The sequence below is a fragment of the Alphaproteobacteria bacterium genome (assembly GCA_040218575.1).
GTDB lineage: Bacteria > Pseudomonadota > Alphaproteobacteria > JAVJRE01 > JAVJRE01 > JAVJRE01.
This window is the reverse complement of sequence record JAVJRE010000003.1, coordinates 137,922-154,181: the sequence shown is the minus strand read 5'-3', so window position 1 is coordinate 154,181 and position 16,260 is coordinate 137,922. Positions and strand designations below refer to the sequence as shown.

The 16,260-nt window shown below is 66.7% G+C and carries 16 protein-coding genes; 9 read left to right on the top strand and 7 right to left on the bottom strand.

The features are described 5' to 3' along the window. The first annotated feature begins 2 nt into the window (after window positions 1-2). From rnpA to argB, 5 genes are all read left to right on the top strand, one after another. The gene (gene rnpA / locus RIE31_04470; protein MEQ8639850.1) at window positions 3-386 is read left to right on the top strand and encodes a ribonuclease P protein component; all 384 of its coding nucleotides are present in this window, start codon (window positions 3-5) and stop codon (window positions 384-386) included. Then, a complete protein-coding gene (gene yidD, locus RIE31_04465) occupies window positions 383-703 on the top strand; it encodes a membrane protein insertion efficiency factor YidD (protein MEQ8639849.1) in 321 nt (106 codons plus the stop codon). The genes rnpA and yidD overlap by 4 nt, the downstream gene beginning before the upstream one ends. Next, window positions 700-2,430, top strand: coding sequence for a membrane protein insertase YidC (yidC, locus tag RIE31_04460; GenBank protein MEQ8639848.1), 1,731 nt, complete (start codon window positions 700-702; stop codon window positions 2,428-2,430). Before yidD ends, yidC begins: the two co-directional genes overlap by 4 nt. Before the next feature lie 34 nt (window positions 2,431-2,464). Then, window positions 2,465-3,157, top strand: a complete 693-nt coding sequence (yihA, locus tag RIE31_04455) for a ribosome biogenesis GTP-binding protein YihA/YsxC (GenBank protein ID MEQ8639847.1) — start codon at window positions 2,465-2,467, stop codon at window positions 3,155-3,157. A gap of 114 nt (window positions 3,158-3,271) precedes the next feature. Further along, window positions 3,272-4,156 (top strand): acetylglutamate kinase, encoded by an 885-nt coding sequence (gene argB / locus RIE31_04450; protein MEQ8639846.1) that lies wholly within the window; start codon window positions 3,272-3,274, stop codon window positions 4,154-4,156. Here argB and RIE31_04445 read toward each other — a convergent pair whose 3' ends face one another. The 3 genes from RIE31_04445 to RIE31_04435 are packed head-to-tail and all read right to left on the bottom strand — an operon-like array spanning window position 4,157 to window position 8,984. Beyond that, entirely contained in the window at window positions 4,157-5,464 is a 1,308-nt protein-coding gene (locus RIE31_04445) for a DUF2336 domain-containing protein (GenBank protein MEQ8639845.1), read from the bottom strand. Further along, window positions 5,461-7,257, bottom strand: a complete 1,797-nt coding sequence (locus tag RIE31_04440; protein MEQ8639844.1) for a diguanylate cyclase — start codon at window positions 7,255-7,257, stop codon at window positions 5,461-5,463. Before RIE31_04440 ends, RIE31_04445 begins: the two co-directional genes overlap by 4 nt. Before the next feature lie 14 nt (window positions 7,258-7,271). Next, on the bottom strand, window positions 7,272-8,984 hold the full coding sequence (locus RIE31_04435; protein ID MEQ8639843.1) for an EAL domain-containing protein: 1,713 nt from the start codon (window positions 8,982-8,984) through the stop codon (window positions 7,272-7,274). A gap of 212 nt (window positions 8,985-9,196) precedes the next feature. On the opposite strand from RIE31_04435, the gene RIE31_04430 reads away from it, so the two are divergent. From RIE31_04430 to RIE31_04415, 4 genes are all read left to right on the top strand, one after another. Beyond that, window positions 9,197-9,889 carry a pyrimidine 5'-nucleotidase gene (locus RIE31_04430; GenBank protein MEQ8639842.1) on the top strand — a complete coding sequence of 231 codons (693 nt, stop codon included), beginning with the start codon at window positions 9,197-9,199 and terminating at the stop codon, window positions 9,887-9,889. Window positions 9,890-9,982: 93 nt separating this feature from the next. Next, entirely contained in the window at window positions 9,983-10,858 is an 876-nt protein-coding gene (gene dapD / locus RIE31_04425) for a 2,3,4,5-tetrahydropyridine-2,6-dicarboxylate N-succinyltransferase (GenBank protein MEQ8639841.1), read from the top strand. Further along, the gene (dapE, locus tag RIE31_04420) at window positions 10,858-12,102 is read left to right on the top strand and encodes a succinyl-diaminopimelate desuccinylase (GenBank protein ID MEQ8639840.1); all 1,245 of its coding nucleotides are present in this window, start codon (window positions 10,858-10,860) and stop codon (window positions 12,100-12,102) included. The genes dapD and dapE overlap by 1 nt, the downstream gene beginning before the upstream one ends. Further along, complete coding sequence (locus RIE31_04415; protein MEQ8639839.1) at window positions 12,099-12,671, top strand: hypothetical protein; 573 nt, start codon at window positions 12,099-12,101, stop codon at window positions 12,669-12,671. Before dapE ends, RIE31_04415 begins: the two co-directional genes overlap by 4 nt. On the opposite strand, the gene RIE31_04410 is transcribed toward RIE31_04415, so the two are convergent. Genes RIE31_04410 through def form a run of 4 tightly spaced genes read right to left on the bottom strand, consistent with a single transcriptional unit; the run spans window position 12,653 to window position 16,251 of the window. Next, complete coding sequence (locus RIE31_04410; protein MEQ8639838.1) at window positions 12,653-13,891, bottom strand: multidrug effflux MFS transporter; 1,239 nt, start codon at window positions 13,889-13,891, stop codon at window positions 12,653-12,655. The two genes, RIE31_04415 and RIE31_04410, sit on opposite strands and share 19 nt — an antisense overlap. A gap of 39 nt (window positions 13,892-13,930) precedes the next feature. After that, on the bottom strand, window positions 13,931-14,719 hold the full coding sequence (gene truA / locus RIE31_04405; protein MEQ8639837.1) for a tRNA pseudouridine(38-40) synthase TruA: 789 nt from the start codon (window positions 14,717-14,719) through the stop codon (window positions 13,931-13,933). Next, window positions 14,719-15,690 (bottom strand): methionyl-tRNA formyltransferase, encoded by a 972-nt coding sequence (gene fmt, locus RIE31_04400; GenBank protein MEQ8639836.1) that lies wholly within the window; start codon window positions 15,688-15,690, stop codon window positions 14,719-14,721. Before fmt ends, truA begins: the two co-directional genes overlap by 1 nt. 36 nt (window positions 15,691-15,726) lie before the next feature. After that, the gene (gene def / locus RIE31_04395) at window positions 15,727-16,251 is read right to left on the bottom strand and encodes a peptide deformylase (GenBank protein MEQ8639835.1); all 525 of its coding nucleotides are present in this window, start codon (window positions 16,249-16,251) and stop codon (window positions 15,727-15,729) included. Window positions 16,252-16,260: the final 9 nt, after the last annotated feature.

Sequence of the window (16,260 nt, the reverse complement as noted above, 5' to 3'; positions counted from 1 at the left end):
CCATGGATGTGCCGCTGGGCCGTCTGGTGCGGCGGTCCGAATATCTGCGCGTGGCGAAAACCGGACGCAAGGCAGCCATGCCCGGCCTCGTTCTGCAAGCCGCCGCCGATGGCGCCGGGCCCGCAGGCCTGCGGGTCGGCATCACCGCCTCGCGCAAGGTGGGCAATGCGGTTCTGCGCAATCGCGCCCGCCGCCGGCTGCGGGAGGCCATTCGTCTCGTCTTCCCGTGTCACGCCGCGCCCGGTCACGACTATGTCGTGATCGCCCGCCATACAACGCCGTCGCGACCGTTTGCCGAACTGCAGCGCGACATGGTCCGCGCCCTTGCCCGCCTCAAGCTTGACCCGGCGGGCCGTCCGGCCGATGCGGTGGATGGCCGGTCATGACCGGCCCTGAGCCTGACCAGCCGCCCACGGGTCTCCTGGCCCGGCTTTTGATTGGCCTCATTCACGGCTACCGCCTGCTCCTGTCGCCCCTGCTCGGCGCCCGCTGTCGCTTTCTGCCGACCTGCTCGGCCTATGGCCTGGAGGCCGTGCGCCGCCACGGCGCGCTCAGCGGCGGATGGCTCGCCGTGCGACGCATCGCCCGCTGTCATCCTTTGGGCGGCAGCGGTTATGATCCGGTGCCCGCACCGCCGGCCCACCCTTCCCCATCATGCCGCCATGCCGACCCCGCGTCGGCGCGCGAACGGAGCCTGTCGTGACCGATCAGAAAAACCTGCTGGTGGCCATCGTTCTATCCGTGGCCATCATTGTCCTGTGGCAGGTTCTGTTTCCCGGCAGCCTGACTGGCGGGGGCGACACGCAGCAATCCTCCGACCCGGTGGCGACGGCGGGCGGCACCGCGCCACTGGACCCCGGCGGCGTCATCCCGGGACTGGCCGGCCCGTCGGTGGCGGACGTGGCCGACCGGGCCAGCGTGCTGGCAGCCGATCCGCGGATCGCCATTGCGACGCCCGCCCTCAGCGGCACTCTGCGCCTGACCGGTGCGCGGATCGATGACCTCACCCTGCTGCGCTACGGCCAGACCACCGAACCGGACAGCGACCGCATTGTGCTGCTGTCACCGGAGGGGACTGCGGCGCCCTATTTCGCTCAGACCGGCTTCCTCGCGGCGGAAGCGAACGTCGCCCTGCCGGACGCAACGTCGCTGTGGCAGGCCGATGCGGATGTCCTGACCCAGGATCGGCCGATCACGCTCACCTGGGACAATGGCCAGGGCCTGCGGTTCGAGCGCGTCATCGCCGTCGACTCCAACTACATGTTCACCGTTTCTGATCGGGTGACGAATCAGAGCGGGGACGCCGTTACATTGTTTCCGTTCTCCCTGGTGCGCCGCATCGGCACGCCCGACACTCTGGGCTTCTTCATTCTGCACGAGGGGCCCATTGGCGTTCTCAATGAGAATCTGGAGCAACTCGACTATGACGATCTGCGCGATGATCGGACCATAGCGGAGCGCACCACCGGCGGCTGGATCGGCATCACCGACAAATACTGGATGGCCGCTCTGGTGCCCGACCAGAATGCCCCGGTCGAGGCGCGCTTTGCCTATGAAGACCAGACCGGCCGCGACGTCTACCAGACCGATGTGCGCGGCGAAGCCATGGCCTTGGCTCCCGGTGACAGCGCCACCACCACCAGCCGCATCTTCGCCGGTGCCAAGGTGCTGCGGCTGCTGGATGCCTATCAGGCAGACCTGGGAATAGATCGCTTTGAACTGGCGGTGGATTTCGGCCTCTTCTTCTTTCTCACCAAGCCCATTTTCCTGGCACTGCGGTGGATATCGGAACATCTGGGCAATTTCGGTTTCGCCATCCTGGTCCTCACCGTCGGTATCAAGCTCGCCTTCTTTCCGCTGGCCAGCCGCTCCTATCGGTCCATGGCAAAGATGAAGGAGCTGGCGCCGGAGCTGAAAGTCCTGCGCGACCAGTACAAGGACGATCGCGCCCGCCAGCAGCAGGAGATGATGGCGCTATACAAAAAGCATGGCGCCAACCCGGTCTCCGGCTGCCTGCCGATCCTGCTGCAGATCCCGGTGTTTTTTGCTCTCTACAAAGTGCTGTTCGTCACCATCGAGATGCGCCACGAGCCATTCATCGGCTGGATCAATGACCTTTCCGTGGCGGATCCGACCAACATCTTCACCCTGTTCGGCTTGTTGCCGGACTGGGTGCCGTTCGATTTCATGCACCTGGGCCTCTGGCCGCTGATCATGGGCGTCTCCATGTATTTGCAGCAGAAGCTCAATCCACAGCCGCCGGACCCCATGCAGGCCCGCATCATGATGATGCTGCCGATTGTCTTTACCTTCGTTCTGGCGCGTTTTCCGGCCGGCCTGGTGATCTACTGGGCATGGAACAACATCCTGTCCATTGCCCAGCAATGGGCAATCAATCGGCGAGTGGCACGCGAGGGAAGCAAGACCTGACGTCGCGTCCTGCCGGCAAGCGGCGGAGCCTTCCATGACCAGTCAGGGCGAAGATGACGGCCCCGCACCGGACCAGGCGCTCGGCGGCGATGCCGCACGCCGGCTGTTTGCCCAGACCTGCGACTTGGTCATCTCGGTGGCCCGCTACGAAGACCTGCCCGAGGTCGGTTTGCCGGAAGTCGCCTTTGCCGGCCGGTCCAATGTGGGCAAATCGAGCCTGCTCAACGCCCTGACCAACCGCCACCACCTGGCCCGCACCTCCAATACGCCAGGCCGCACCCAGACTCTCAATTTCTTCAATCTGGCGGACCGGCTGATGCTGGTGGACCTGCCGGGCTATGGCTATGCGCGGGTGTCGCGCACGAAAGTCGCCGCCTGGACCCGTCTGGTCCGGGACTATCTGCGCGGCCGGCAGGCGTTGCGCCGTCTCTGCCTGCTGGTGGACGCCCGGCACGGCCTCAAGGACTCCGACCGGGAGGTGATGACCGTGCTGGACGAGGCGGCGCTGTCCTGGCAGGTGATTTTGACGAAATGCGACAAGGTGCCGCCGCGCGCGCTGGCCGTGGTGATGACGGATGTGGCCGACGCCATCCGTCGCCACCCCGCCGCTCATCCCGAGATTATCGCCACCTCTGCTGTCTCCGGCGACGGCATTCCGGAGTTGCGGCTGGCCCTGGCCGGACTGGCCGCAGCCATGCCCGGAGTCACGGGCGGCGACCACGGCTGACTTGCAAATTTACCGGTGATGGCGCAGGAAACGGACCTTGCCGATACGATGAAAGCGGACAGCATGAGCAGCGACCCCTCAGCCAATGCCCCCTCGGCCAATAGCGGGGCTGGTATGGACCAGTGGTTTGAAAAGGCCCTGACCCTGGCCGAGGCGCTGCCCTACATGCGGCGTCACGCAGGCAAGACCTTTGTCATCAAGTATGGCGGCCACGCCATGGGTGATGAAAAGCGGGCGGCGGAGTTCGCCCGCGACGTGGTGCTGTTGAAGCAGGTGGGCATCAACCCGGTGGTTGTTCATGGCGGTGGGCCGCAGATCACCAGCATGCTGGAGCGGCTGGCTATCAAGAGCAGCTATGTGGACGGCCTCCGGGTGACCGACGCGGCAACGGTGGAAATCGTCGAAATGGTGCTGTCGGGTGCCATCAACAAGCAGATCGTCACCGCTATTAATGCCGCCGGCGGCATGGCGCTCGGTCTGTCCGGCAAGGATGGTGGCCTGATCCGGGCAAAAAAGCTGACACGCACCCGGCGCGACCCGGATTCGAGCATCGAAAAGGTGCTTGATCTGGGCTTTGTCGGGGAACCGGAACAGGTTGATCCCAATATCCTGCAGGTACTGCGCCAGTCAGAGATCATTCCGGTCATCGCGCCCATCGGCCTCGGCAGCGATGGCGCGACCTACAATATCAATGCCGACACGGTGGCCGGCGCCGTGGCGGCGGCGACGCGGGCGACGCGGCTCTACCTGATGACCGATGTGGCGGGTGTGCTGGACGGCGACGGTACGCTGGTCACCGACATGACCGCGGCACAGGCCCGCGCGCTGATCGCCGATGGCACGATTTCCGGCGGCATGATCCCCAAGATCGAAACCTGCCTGGATGCGGTGGACCACGGCGTCGAGGCTTCGGTCATCCTTGACGGACGCCAGCCCCATGCCCTGCTGGTGGAGATCTTTACCGAACGCGGCGCCGGCACACTGATCGGCAGGAAATAATCAACCGATAAACAGCTCAAGCTGCCAGGCCAGGTCATCGTCGCTCAGGGGATAGCCGCCGTCGCTTTTGGGGAACAGCCGTTCATGGCGCGGTATGGGTCCCAGGCGCCCCTGCAGACCCACTGAGAACTCCGCGCTCAGCCCTGCCTTCCAGGCCAACGCCACAACCGCCTTGGCGCTCTTTGAGCGTCCGATCTGGCCGACCGACGACAGGGGCAGATCGCCCAGAACCGCCAGGCCGGCGATGACGAACCGGTTATCTCCCTTGTCCAGGGCGGCGCGCAGCGCCTTCTCGGTCAACTTGCCTTTTTCGTGCAGCTTCTGAGCGTTTTCGTAGAACGTGTCGGACTGCCCATGGCCCGCTTTCGCCGGCTCCACCGCCGGCGGTTCCTCGTCATCGCGCTCGGCCACGGGAAGCGGTGCGCCACCGGCGGCAATGCGCCGGCGCACCACCTCGCCAAGGCGACTGGCGGTTGCCTCGTCAATATCGGAGCGTTTTTGCAGCACACCGATCAAATGGTCGGCGACGAACATCGCCAGCTTGACCAGGAACCGGCTGGGCATCCGCTCGCGGCTGACCAGCGGTGCTTGCAGTTCCGTGACCGCCTCGCTGCGTTCAATCAGATCGTCAAGCGTGTCTTCGCGTACCTGCGCGCTGCGGTTGGCCAGCAGTGCAGAGATCGCGTCTGTGTCAGGGCCGGCGGCAATCGCCGCCGAAACAGACTCGGCGATGTCGCCGCGCCGCGCGATGACCTTGAGAGCGCCCGCCGCCGCCCCCTTGGCGATGACCGACAGCAGATCATCGTCGGTCAGAACCGGCGAATGCTCCAGTACCGGGGCGGAGACCGCCAGCACCGGATCATGCGCCAGGTCCACCACGATCTGGCGCGGCGCGGCGGCCACGTCCTGCAACGCTTCGGCCACGAGCTGGCGCACGGTGTCCAGTTGATCGCGGGCCAGTGTCTCCAGCACCTGGACGGTCATCAGGCGCAACCGGTCGCGGCCCCGCCGGTCCAGGTCCGGCAGCAGATGGGCGATCTTCCGCGCCAGGCCGCTGCGTACGCCCGCGTCTTCGTCCGTCGCCAGAATCAGATCCGCATGGCGTGGCGTGCTGCGGTTCTCCGCTACCCGCCGACGCACCGCCGGAGCGGCGTCTTCGGCCATGTAGAACAGGATTTCCGCCGGTGCGTCCTGCCGCTCCGCCAACAGGGTGCGCTGTCCTTCCGCACCGTGCCGGGCCACATGCTTGGCCTGCTCATAGGCCTCGCCGCCGCTGCTGGCCATGGCTGTATCGGCCGCTGCGCTCATGGCTGCACCGCACTGGCCGGGCCGGGATTCGCCACACTATCATCAGTCGCCTGCCGCAACTGGCCCTTGCCCGCCCGCTTGGCCGCGTACATCGCCGTATCGGCCCGCGCCATCAGGGCGCTGGCGCTTTCGCCGCTGCTCGGGTCATAGCTCGCCAGACCAATGGAACAGCCAAGCGGCGGCGCGCCGGCGGTGCTGAACCGCCGCAACTCATAGGCTCCCCGCAGTATATCGCGACACAGGTCAGCCGCCGCATCGGTGTCGATTTCATCGAGCCACAGAGCGAATTCATCGCCGCCCACACGGGCCACGATATCGCTGCTCCGCGTCCGCCCTTCCAACAATCGCGCCACAGCACGGAGCGCCTCGTCGCCTCGCGCATGGCCGGCATGGTCATTGACCGACTTGAAGTTATCCAGATCCACATAGACCAGGGCGCCCGGCCGGCCGCTACGGATCGCCGCGGCGATCCGGCGGACCATGGCGTTCATAAAGGCACGGCGATTGGCCAGGCCGGTCAGCTCATCAACCTGTGACAGTCGCTCCAGACGCTCCTGGTGCGCTGCCTGTTCGAAGGCCAGCGCCATGCTGTGGGCGGCGTCGGGTAGCAGCGAACGGGCAAAGGCGCCATGGCCGTCCGTCGTCGTGCCGCTGTCAAACCAGGCCACAATCAGCCCGTTGGCCGACCCCCGATAAACAGTCTCCTGGGCAAGGGCCCAGCATTCCGCAAACTCCAGCGCAACAAGTCCGCCGCGTGCCTGCCGCGCTATATCGGTCCATGCGTCATCGCTCACCGGCGGTTCGCCGCAGCCGGCAACCAGAGCCATGGCGCCCGTGTCATCCGGCTGCAGAAGGGCGACACCGGCGGCGGCCAGGCCGTGGGTCAGCGCCCGCGCCGCTGTCTGCAGCATCTCGCCGCGGTCGACCGTTTCATGCATCGCCCGCACAATGGCGCCAAGCGCCTGCTCCCGGCGGCGCGCCTCGTCGAGCGCATGGCTCTGTCGGCGCTCAACCGTAATGTCCCGGCCCATGCCCCGTACGCCGCTGTGGGCGCCATGACGGTCGCGCAACGGCATGGCCGACAGGGCAAGGCATGCCGCGCCACCTTCGGCGGTGTGCAGCCACACCACACATTCGCCAACCGGCACGTGGGTCTCGAACGGGATTACCGCAAGCGTATCATCTCCGGCCGCCCATTCCGGTGGCGGGCAAATCAGATCGCGGGCCATGCGATCCGTAAGATCCGCCGCCGACCAGCCCAGCGCACCGCGGGCGGAGACGAAGACAAACCGTCCCGCTCCGTCGCACTCCCATGCAAAGTCGCTGGACACTTCCACCAGGTCTTTGAACCGCGCACGGGAATCCACCAGCGCGCCGCGCAGATTGCCTTCGAAACTGACATCATGGGCCAGCGCCAGCACATCGCCACCGTCAAGCCGGCCCAGATTGACGGCCAGGTGCCGCCGCGCCTCGCCCTCGCCGATCGTCAGGCTGAGCCGCGCCGGATTGCCGCTGGCGGCAACCTCTATGGCACGGCTCGCCAGCTCATCGCGGGCGCTGTCGCCGAGGCTCTCAAGCCAGCCGCCCGCCGCATCATTAGCTACCAGGCGCCGCCCCCGGCGGTCCATCAGCCAGGCCGGCGCCGGCCACTGCTGAAGGACCCCGCCCGGTGCAAACAGCTCAACCGATGCCGCCGAGGTCCCCGGCAACCGTGTTTGCGGCGGCGGACCTGCCGGGCAGCTCTCCGCCGGCGTCTCTGTCGTGACGGTTTCGGAGCCCTGCGGCGGGGTCATGCTGGCCGCCTCGCCTACAGCCGGCCGCGCAGCGGGCCGCGGCTGAACAGGGCCGGGCGCGGCGCGGCAAATTCGCCAAGCTGTGACTGCGGCATACCGAACAGAGACCCCTGGCCCAGGCGAACGCCGCTTTCTTCAAGAAAGGAGGCGGAGCGTTCGTCCTCCACCATTTCGCCGACCACGGCGATGCCCAGTTCGTGGCACAATCCGGACAGGGCGCGAATCATGGCCCCGCTCTTGACGTTGCTCATCGCCTCGCGCACATACACGCCGTCAATCTTCACAACATCCACGTCCAGCGTGCTGAGATAGCGGAACGCGGCGGAGCCGGTGCCAAAGTCATCCAGACAGATGTTGTGGCCGCGGGCGCGCAACGATTGCAGCACCTCATTCACCGACTGGATCTCGGTGACGTGGGCCGATTCAGTCAGTTCGAACAGGATCGAATCGCGCACATCGTCATAGCGCTCAAGCAAGGCGTGCAAACGCGCAACGAAGTCCGCCGACTCGAGCGAGCGGCCGGATAGATTGGCGGCAATCATATAGCGATAGCCGTCGCGACAGGCGTCCTGCAGACGCTGCAGGACCATTTCGCACATGGCCAGGTCGAACTCCGCGATCTGGCCCACCTCCTCGGCGAAGACAATGAACTCATAGGGCGACCCGGCGAGGCTGGCGTCGTCAAACCGGACCAGCGCCTCAAAATGGTGCGGGATGCGACTGCGCAGGTCGACAATGGGCTGAAAGGCGATGGTGAATTCCCGCTTGGCGATGACCCGGTGCAATGCGGCCAGACGGCGGTCGGTTTCCACCGCCAGTTGCGGCAGGCTGTCGGACAGCCGGCGTATTTCAAACTGGCCCTCCTGCCGGCAAAACTCAGAAATGGTGTAGAGCAGGGCGCGACGGACCGTCTCCGGCCCGCCGCCACCGTCGTCCAGGTCAATCGTGGTTGGCTGTACGCTGAGGCCGGGGCCCCTGGGGTCGAGCTTGCTGGCAACCGACTCGATTCGTCGCGACAGGCCGGCAATGTCGACCCCGGCGCCATGCATCAGGCCAAACCGCGTATCGTCGAAGCGGGCGGCGGTGTCGCCGCCGGTGGAATTGGACTTGAGAATGTCACCGATTGTCTTGCTGAGTTCCGCCCGCCGCGCTTCGTCCAGCCGCTTGATCAGCGGCGGCAGATTGTCCACTTCCAGAATGGTCATGCGCTGCGGCAGACCGCCGCTGCGGTCATGCGCCACCCGATGGCCGACCTGTTCAGAGAAGCTCAGCGTATCCAGTACGCCCGAGGCCGGGTCCCGCCGGCTGTCGGCGGGCGGTGGCGCCGCATCGTTAATCCAGCGCAAGGTCAAAAACAGACGGTCCGCCAGTTGCGGCAGGCTGTATCCGGCCACCGCCAGCGGTGCCGTCGGCCCGAACGGTCCGTTGAACCGTAAGCGGGTCAGCAAACGCTGGCCGGAAAGGCCAAGCTGTTTTAGAAACGAATCGAGCTTTGGCTGGTCGGCGGCGAACACCAGGGCGGCGACGGGACGGCGCATCAGCTTGTCGGCGGACAGGCCCGTAATGGCGACAGTAGCGCCCGATGTGAAGCTCACCTGCCGCTCGGCATTGATCTCCAGCAGCATGTCGGCGGCACAGAACGCCAGCGCAACAAAGCGGTCCCGCTCGGCGCGCAACGCACTGATTTCTGCGCCCATACGACTGCGATCTGCTTCTAAGACAGTCATGAGTCTCCGCCGGCGCTACAGCGGGGCCTGGCCCCGGACCGAATCCGATTCAGCCGCCAGACTCTCATGGCGGGCGTTAAGGAAGGCTTAGTCATGGATACCCCTGCACCGGGGCAGAGGCTTGCATAAGGCCCGGAAAGCCGGCATTTCAGCGCTTCCAGGGGTGCGGCGTCCGATAACGAACCGCCACATCACAAGCGCCAGGAACCGCCATGCCCGATGGGAGCCATCTGCGTCTGCCGGCCCGTACCGGTGCCTGGGTGTTCGATCTGGACGACACGCTCTACCCCGCCAGCAGCGGCCTGTTCGGCCAGACGCGCCAGCGCATCCGCGACTATATTGCGCGTGAAATGAGGCTCGACCCGACGGCGGCCGAAGCCTGCCGGCGGGACCTGCTGGCGCGCTATCCCACCACCCTGCTGGGTCTGATGGCCGAACGGGCGATCGATCCCGTCGCCTATCTCACCTACGTCCACGACCTCGACTACAGTGTGCTCGCGGCCGACGTTGCCCTCGACGCTTTGCTGGCCCGCCTTCCCGGGGACAAGCTGGTTTTCACCAACGGGTCGGTGGCCCATGCCCAGGCGGTTCTGGAGCGACTGGATATCGCGCGCCACTTCTCGGCGGTGTTCGATATCGCCGCCGCCGACTTCGTGCCCAAGCCAGCGCCGGCAAGCTATGCCCGTCTGGCCGCGCGTCATGGCCTGCTGCCGGCGGACGCGGTCATGATCGACGATTTGCGGAGGAACCTGCCGCCCGCGGCAGAGCTGGGCATGACCACCGTGTGGCTCGACATCGGCGCCGCCGATGTCGACCGCCAGCCGGCGCCTTACATCCACAACACCGCGGTCGATCTCAAGGCCTGGCTGTCCCTCGCCGCCGACCACCTCTCTGCCGCCACCTGATCGGCACCGGCCAGACGCAGCCGCAATTGACTTGACCCCGCGGGTTAGCACATCTTGCCAGCCTCTTTTCCGATAGCCCGAAGGACTCGCCCGATGTCCGCGAACGATGCGCAAGCGCGCCAGATTCAGCCCATCATTGATCAGGCCTGGGAAGACCGCGCCAGCCTCACCGCCACCACCAAAGGCGAGGTGCGGGAGGCCGTTGATGCGGCTCTTGCCGGCCTAGACACCGGTACCTACCGGGTCGCCACCCGTGACGGCGCGGCCGACGCCAATAGTGGCTGGCAGGTCCACCAGTGGCTGAAAAAGGCGGTGCTGCTGTCCTTCCGCCTGACCGACATGGCGCCCATCGCCGGCGGTCCCGGCAAGGACACGTCATGGTACGACAAGGTGCCGTCAAAGTTCGAGGGCTGGAGCGGCGACCAGTTCCGCCAGGCCGGCTTCCGTGCGGTGCCCGGCGCCATCGTCCGTCGTTCCGCCTATATCGCCCCTGGCGTCGTTCTGATGCCCAGCTTTGTCAATCTCGGCGCCCATGTGGGTGAAGGCACCATGGTGGACACCTGGACCACGGTGGGGAGCTGTGCCCAGATCGGCCGCAACTGCCACCTGTCCGGTGGCGTCGGTATCGGCGGCGTGCTGGAGCCACTGCAGGCCGGTCCCGTCATCATCGGCGACGGGTGCTTCATCGGCGCGCGTTCAGAAGTGGCCGAAGGCGTCATCGTGGAGGACGGAGCCGTCCTGTCCATGGGCGTCTATATCGGCGCCTCCACACGGATCATCGATCGCGCCACCGGCGAGACCTTCATGGGCCGGGTGCCGGCCTATTCCGTGGTCGTCCCCGGCAACCTTCCCGGCCGGCCCCTGCCAGACGGGTCGCCCGGTCCATCGCTCTACTGCGCGGTCATCGTCAAGCGGGTGGATGAACGCACCCGATCCAAGACCAGCATCAACGAGCTGCTGCGCACCTGATGGCTGCACGCCCGGACGGGCCGGCCCAGGGCGTAGACGCGATTGCCCTGGCCCAGCGCCTGATCCGCCACCCCAGCATCACGCCAGACGCCGGCGGATGCCTCGATGCCCTGCAGGACGTCCTTACCGGTCTCGGCTTTGCCTGTACGCGCCTGCCCTTCGCCACCACCGGCACTCCCGATGTGGACAACCTCTTTGCCCGCTGGGACAGCGCGCCGGCCGGTGACACAGGTCTCGCTCCGCATGGCGCGCCTGGCCGTCACTTCTGCTTCGCCGGTCATCTGGACGTAGTGCCGCCAGGCGACACCGCCGCCTGGACCCACGATCCGTTCGCCGGCGCCATCATTGATGATGTCCTGCACGGTCGCGGCGCCGCCGACATGAAGGGGGCCGTCGCCGCCTTTGTCGCCGGCTTTGATCGCTGGCGCAGTGCGCGCGCCAGCGACGCACCGCCGGCAAGCGTCAGCCTTCTGATCACCGGCGACGAGGAGGGACCGGCCGTCAACGGCACCGACCGGGTGCTCGACTGGATGGCCGCCCATGACCAGAGTCCCGATGCCTGTCTGGTGGGTGAGCCGACCAACCCGCACCACATGGGTGAGATGATCAAGATCGGCCGGCGCGGCAGTCTCAACGCCTGGCTCACGGTGCATGGCCGCCAGGGCCATATCGCCTACCCTCACCTGGCGGACAATCCGGTTCACCGGCTGCTGTGCATGCTGCAGGCCGTGCTGGAGTCGCCGCTCGACGAGGGCAGCGCCCATTTTCAGGCCTCCTCGCTACAGGTCGCCACCATTGATGTGGGCAATGCCGCAACCAACGTCATTCCAGCCGCGGCCCATGCCACGCTCAACATCCGTTTCAATGATCTGCACAGCGGCCGCTCGCTGGAAGACTGGCTGCGCCGCACCTTCGACCAGGCGGCTGGCGCCGAGGCCCGCTATGACCTGACGGTGCGGGTCAGCGGGGAGTCCTTCCTCACCGCGCCCGGCCGTCTCAGCGATGTGGTCAGCCAGGCTGTCGCCCGCCACACCGGCCGCCAGCCTGAACTCAGCACCTCCGGCGGCACCTCCGACGCCCGCTTCATCCGTCGCCTGTGCCCCGTGGTGGAATTCGGCTTGACCGGACGCACCATGCATCAGGTGGACGAACAGGTGCCCGTGACCGACATAGAACGGCTCACTGCCATCTACGCAAGCGTCCTTGACGGCTATTTCGACCGGCCGGATGACGTGGCGTCGTGATCGGCGCCAGCGACCTCGCCGCCGGCCTGCGTGGTGCGCTGCGCCTCGCCCGCTTCGACGCCCGCGGCCTCGAACAGTTTGACAACACCCCCAGAGGATTCTGGCGCTCGTTCGTCGTCGCCCTGCTGATCCTGCCGGGCGTCCTGTGGTTATCCGTCGCAGGCCCGGAGCAGGCCACCGCCACAGACGTGCCGGCGGGGCGCTTCTATGCCATTCTGCTTATCCAGTATGTGGTCGAGTGGACCGCCTTCCCCCTGGTCATGGCCACCGTCTGTCAGGCCATCGGACGCGATGACCGGTTCATCGGGTTCGTCATCGCCTATAACTGGTCACGGGTGATTTCACAGCCTCTGCTGCTGCTGCTCATCGCTACCGCCGGCACGGCGCCTCTGGCTGCCCTGCCCGGCTTCCTCGTTGCCGCCTATGTCCTTGTCTTCACCTGGTTTGTCATCCGCAAGGCCCTGGATATCAGCGCCTTGGGCGCCATCGGCATTCTCCTGCTCAATGTCGTCGTCGATCTGTTCATCCTGTCGGTTAGCCAGGCTCTGATTCAGGCATCGCCGGCCTGAGGCGTGGCCAGATAACGCCGGCCCAGCACAAGCAGCAGAGCCAGGGCGCCAGCCGCCGGGATGGCCACGCCTAGCGCGATCGGCCAGGCACTTCCAACCGACATCAAGCCGACCGCCAGCGCCGCCAGCGAGGCGATTCCGCTTTCCGTCGTGCCAAGAGCCGCCGAAGCCGCACCGGCCCGCCCGGACACTGCCGTCAGCGCCTGCAGCGGCGCCGTGGCAAATATCAGAGCCAGCCCGAACACCGCCAGGCTCATGGGGCCGGCAATGGGCAGCGGCCCGTCCAGGCCGGTGACCACCAGAAGCACCAGACCAACGCCGCCGGCTACGCTGACCCAAACCCCGGTGGTCAGCAGACCGGCCAGACCAAGCCGGGCCACCATCCGGTGCGCAAACAGGCTGCCGACGATGTAGCCAGCCACAATGGCGCCCTGATAAATGCCATAGGTTTCCGGCGCATAGCCATGGACATCGATGACATAGAACGGTGCGACGGTGATGAAGGTCATCAGCATCGCAAAGCCAAGACCACTGAGCCCCGCCATGACCACGAACTGTCGGTTCCACCAGATTCGTGCATAGGTCGACAGGAACACATAGGGTCTGAGGGCATGGCGGTCGCGATCCGGATTGGATTCCGGCAGCCACAGACGGATCGCCACCGCCGCCACGCCACCGCCGGCGGCGAGCAGGATGAAGTTCGCCTGCCACCCGAACCAGGCCAGGATATAGCCGCCGGCCACCGGTCCCAGCATGGGCACCACCGCGATAACCATGCCCAGCAGCGCCAGCAGTCGTACCGCGTCCTTATCGCGATAGAGGTCACGGATCACCGCAAAGCCCAGCGCCACTTCGGCACTGGCCGCCGCACCCTGCAGAAAACGTGCGGCAATCAGGGTGGAGATGGACGGCGCCGCGGCGCAAGCCAGGCTGGCCAGGGCGAACAACACCAGGGCCACCACGAACATCGGTCGCCGGCCAAAACGATCTGACGCCGGGCCCCACACCAGCATGCCCAGGGCAAACCCGGCCAGGTTCAGGCTGATGGTGAGCTGCACCTGCCCGGCATCGGCGCTGAATACCGTCTGCAACAGCGGCATGCTGGGCAGGTACAGGTCGCCCGACAGGATCGACAGGGAACTGACCATAATCAACAGGACCGGCACGATGGCCGGCGGGCGGGGTGGTTCGTCTGGCTTATCGCTACCGGCGTCGGTCATCGCATCTCTCACCTGCGACACACTCGCCGCTGGCCAGACTTAGGCGTGGTCCGCTAAGGGGTCAACCACGCAGACGCTATTCCCCACCGCACCATAGACCACGGCCACAAGGGTCAGGCCCGCCGCCGGCGCGGTCGGCCCGGCCCGGGCACGGCTCTTCGCCGCCAGTGCCGCCGCCATATCCCCGGCTGACCATTTCCCCTCGCCAACCAGCTTGAGAGATCCGGCCATGATCCGTACCTGGTTGTGCAGAAAGCTGCGCGCCCGGGCTTCGATCTCAATGACCGCGCCGCGCCGGGTCACGCGCAGTCGGTCCAGGGTGCGGACCGGCGATTGCGCCTGACAATGGACAGAACGGAAACTGGTGAAGTCGTGCCGCCCTTCCAGTACGCGCGCCGCCTGGTCCATGGCCACCGCGTCAAGCGGCTGCGGCACATGCCAGGCCCGTCCGGCGTCAAGCGCCAGTCGCGCCCGGCGGTTGACCAGACGATAACAATACCGCCGCTCTGTGGCGCTGAACCGCGCATCGAAATCACCGGCCACCGCCAGGGCCTCGACCACCGCAATGGCCGCGTCCCCCAGATGATAGTTGATGGCGTCGCGCACCGTTTTTGCCGGCCACGACCGCGCCAGATCCACATGACACACCTGGCCTGCCGCATGGACGCCGGCGTCGGTCCGGCCCGCCCCCCACACCGTCACGCTCTCGCCGCAGAAGGCGCCTACCGCCGCCTCCAGCGCGGCCTGAACGGACGGGCCGTTGTCCTGCCGCTGCCACCCTACATAGGCGCGTCCGTCATACTCGACGGTCAGTTTCCAGCGCCCCATCAGGCGCCTGCGCCTTCAACCGGCGGCGGCAACCGCGCTCCCGCCGGCAGGTCATAGCCGCGCAGGAAGGCGGCGGCGGCCATCGACGCCCGGCCGCCGCGCTGCACCACATCAAGGCCCAGTGCGCCCTCGCCGCAAGCGATGGTCAGCCGGTCGTCCAGCACCGTGCCCGGCATGTGGCGGCCGGTCGCGATGCCGCCCACCACGCGGGCCTGCAGCACCTTGAGCTGCCGCTCGCCGCGCTCGTCCGTCCCTTCCGGCAGAACACACCAGGCGCCCGGCGTCGGGGCGAAGGCGCGCACGACCCGGGCCAGCGTCGCCGCCGGCTGCCGCCAGTCGAGAGCCCTGTCCCGGCGACGGATCTTCGGTGCCGGCAGGCCACCTTCCTCCGGCTGCGGTCGGGGCACACAGCTCCCCGTTGCCAGGCCTTCCAGCGCCCGGCACACCAGCCACGCGCCGACCCGGGCAAGCGTCTGACGCAATTCGCCACCGGTCATCTGCGGTCCGATCTCCACCGGCGATTGCAGCAGTATCGGACCCGTGTCGAGCCCTTCATCCATCTGCATGATGGTCACGCCGCTTTGCCGGTCGCCGGCCAGAATGGCGCGTTCGATTGGCGCCGCGCCACGCCAGCGCGGCAGCAATGACCCATGGATATTGAGACATCCGAAATGCGGCGCCTGCAGCATGGGCGGCGGCAGCAACAGCCCATAGGCGACGACCACCGCTGCATCCGCCTGCAAGGCCGCGAACGCCTGCTGCGCCACTGCATCATGCAGCGTCGCCGGCGTGTGCACCGGCAGGCCCAGCTCTGCCGCGTGGCGCGCCACCGGCGATTCCATAAGGTGTTTGCCGCGGCCGGCCGGACGGGCCGGCTGGCTGTAGACCGCAACCACGTGGTGGCCGGCCTCACGCACCGCGTCCAGCGCCGGCAGGGCGAACTCAGGCGTTCCCATGAAAGCCAGACGCATATGCTCTCTCCGACGGCGATGGCGCCCGGCATCCCGTCAGACGGTCGCCACGGCCTCGTCCTGTAGCTTCTTCAACTTTTGCAGCCGCCGCAGAACCATCGACCGCTTCAGGCTGCTCAGATGATCGACGAAGAGGATACCATCCAGATGGTCCATCTCGTGCTGGATTGCCGTTGCCAGTACGCCGTCGGCCGTCAGTTCGCGCATCTCGCCTTCATGATCCAGGTAGCGCACCACAATATGGTCGGGCCGGCGTACCGGCGCATACTGATCGGGCAGCGAGAGGCAGCCCTCCTCATAGTCTGCCAGCACATCAGAGGACTCCAGAAGCTGCGGATTGGCCATACGCAGGGGGGCTGAATTATCCTTGCTGACATCCACCACGATGATCCGGCGCGGGTCCCCCACCTGCGGCGCGGCCAGGCCGATTCCCGGTGCGGCGTACATGGTCTCCAGCATGTCATCCATCAGCCGCCGTTCGTCCGCGCCGACGCCGGCGACGGGGTGGGCCACCCGCTTCAGGCGCGGGTCCGGGGCGATGATGATGGGCAGCAGAGCCATGGGACCAGG

Coding starts and splice junctions, on each gene's coding strand:
- rnpA (MEQ8639850.1), top strand. CDS start 3: ATGGATGTGCCGCTGGGCCGTCTGGTGCGGCGGTCCGAATATCTGCGC.
- RIE31_04435 (MEQ8639843.1), bottom strand. CDS start 8,984: ATGACTGTCTTAGAAGCAGATCGCAGTCGTATGGGCGCAGAAATCAGT.
- RIE31_04445 (MEQ8639845.1), bottom strand. CDS start 5,464: ATGAGCGCAGCGGCCGATACAGCCATGGCCAGCAGCGGCGGCGAGGCC.
- def (MEQ8639835.1), bottom strand. CDS start 16,251: ATGGCTCTGCTGCCCATCATCATCGCCCCGGACCCGCGCCTGAAGCGG.
- truA (MEQ8639837.1), bottom strand. CDS start 14,719: ATGGGGCGCTGGAAACTGACCGTCGAGTATGACGGACGCGCCTATGTA.
- RIE31_04430 (MEQ8639842.1), top strand. CDS start 9,197: ATGCCCGATGGGAGCCATCTGCGTCTGCCGGCCCGTACCGGTGCCTGG.
- dapD (MEQ8639841.1), top strand. CDS start 9,983: ATGTCCGCGAACGATGCGCAAGCGCGCCAGATTCAGCCCATCATTGAT.
- argB (MEQ8639846.1), top strand. CDS start 3,272: ATGGACCAGTGGTTTGAAAAGGCCCTGACCCTGGCCGAGGCGCTGCCC.
- RIE31_04410 (MEQ8639838.1), bottom strand. CDS start 13,891: ATGACCGACGCCGGTAGCGATAAGCCAGACGAACCACCCCGCCCGCCG.
- RIE31_04440 (MEQ8639844.1), bottom strand. CDS start 7,257: ATGACCCCGCCGCAGGGCTCCGAAACCGTCACGACAGAGACGCCGGCG.
- fmt (MEQ8639836.1), bottom strand. CDS start 15,690: ATGCGTCTGGCTTTCATGGGAACGCCTGAGTTCGCCCTGCCGGCGCTG.
- yihA (MEQ8639847.1), top strand. CDS start 2,465: ATGACCAGTCAGGGCGAAGATGACGGCCCCGCACCGGACCAGGCGCTC.
- dapE (MEQ8639840.1), top strand. CDS start 10,858: ATGGCTGCACGCCCGGACGGGCCGGCCCAGGGCGTAGACGCGATTGCC.
- yidD (MEQ8639849.1), top strand. CDS start 383: ATGACCGGCCCTGAGCCTGACCAGCCGCCCACGGGTCTCCTGGCCCGG.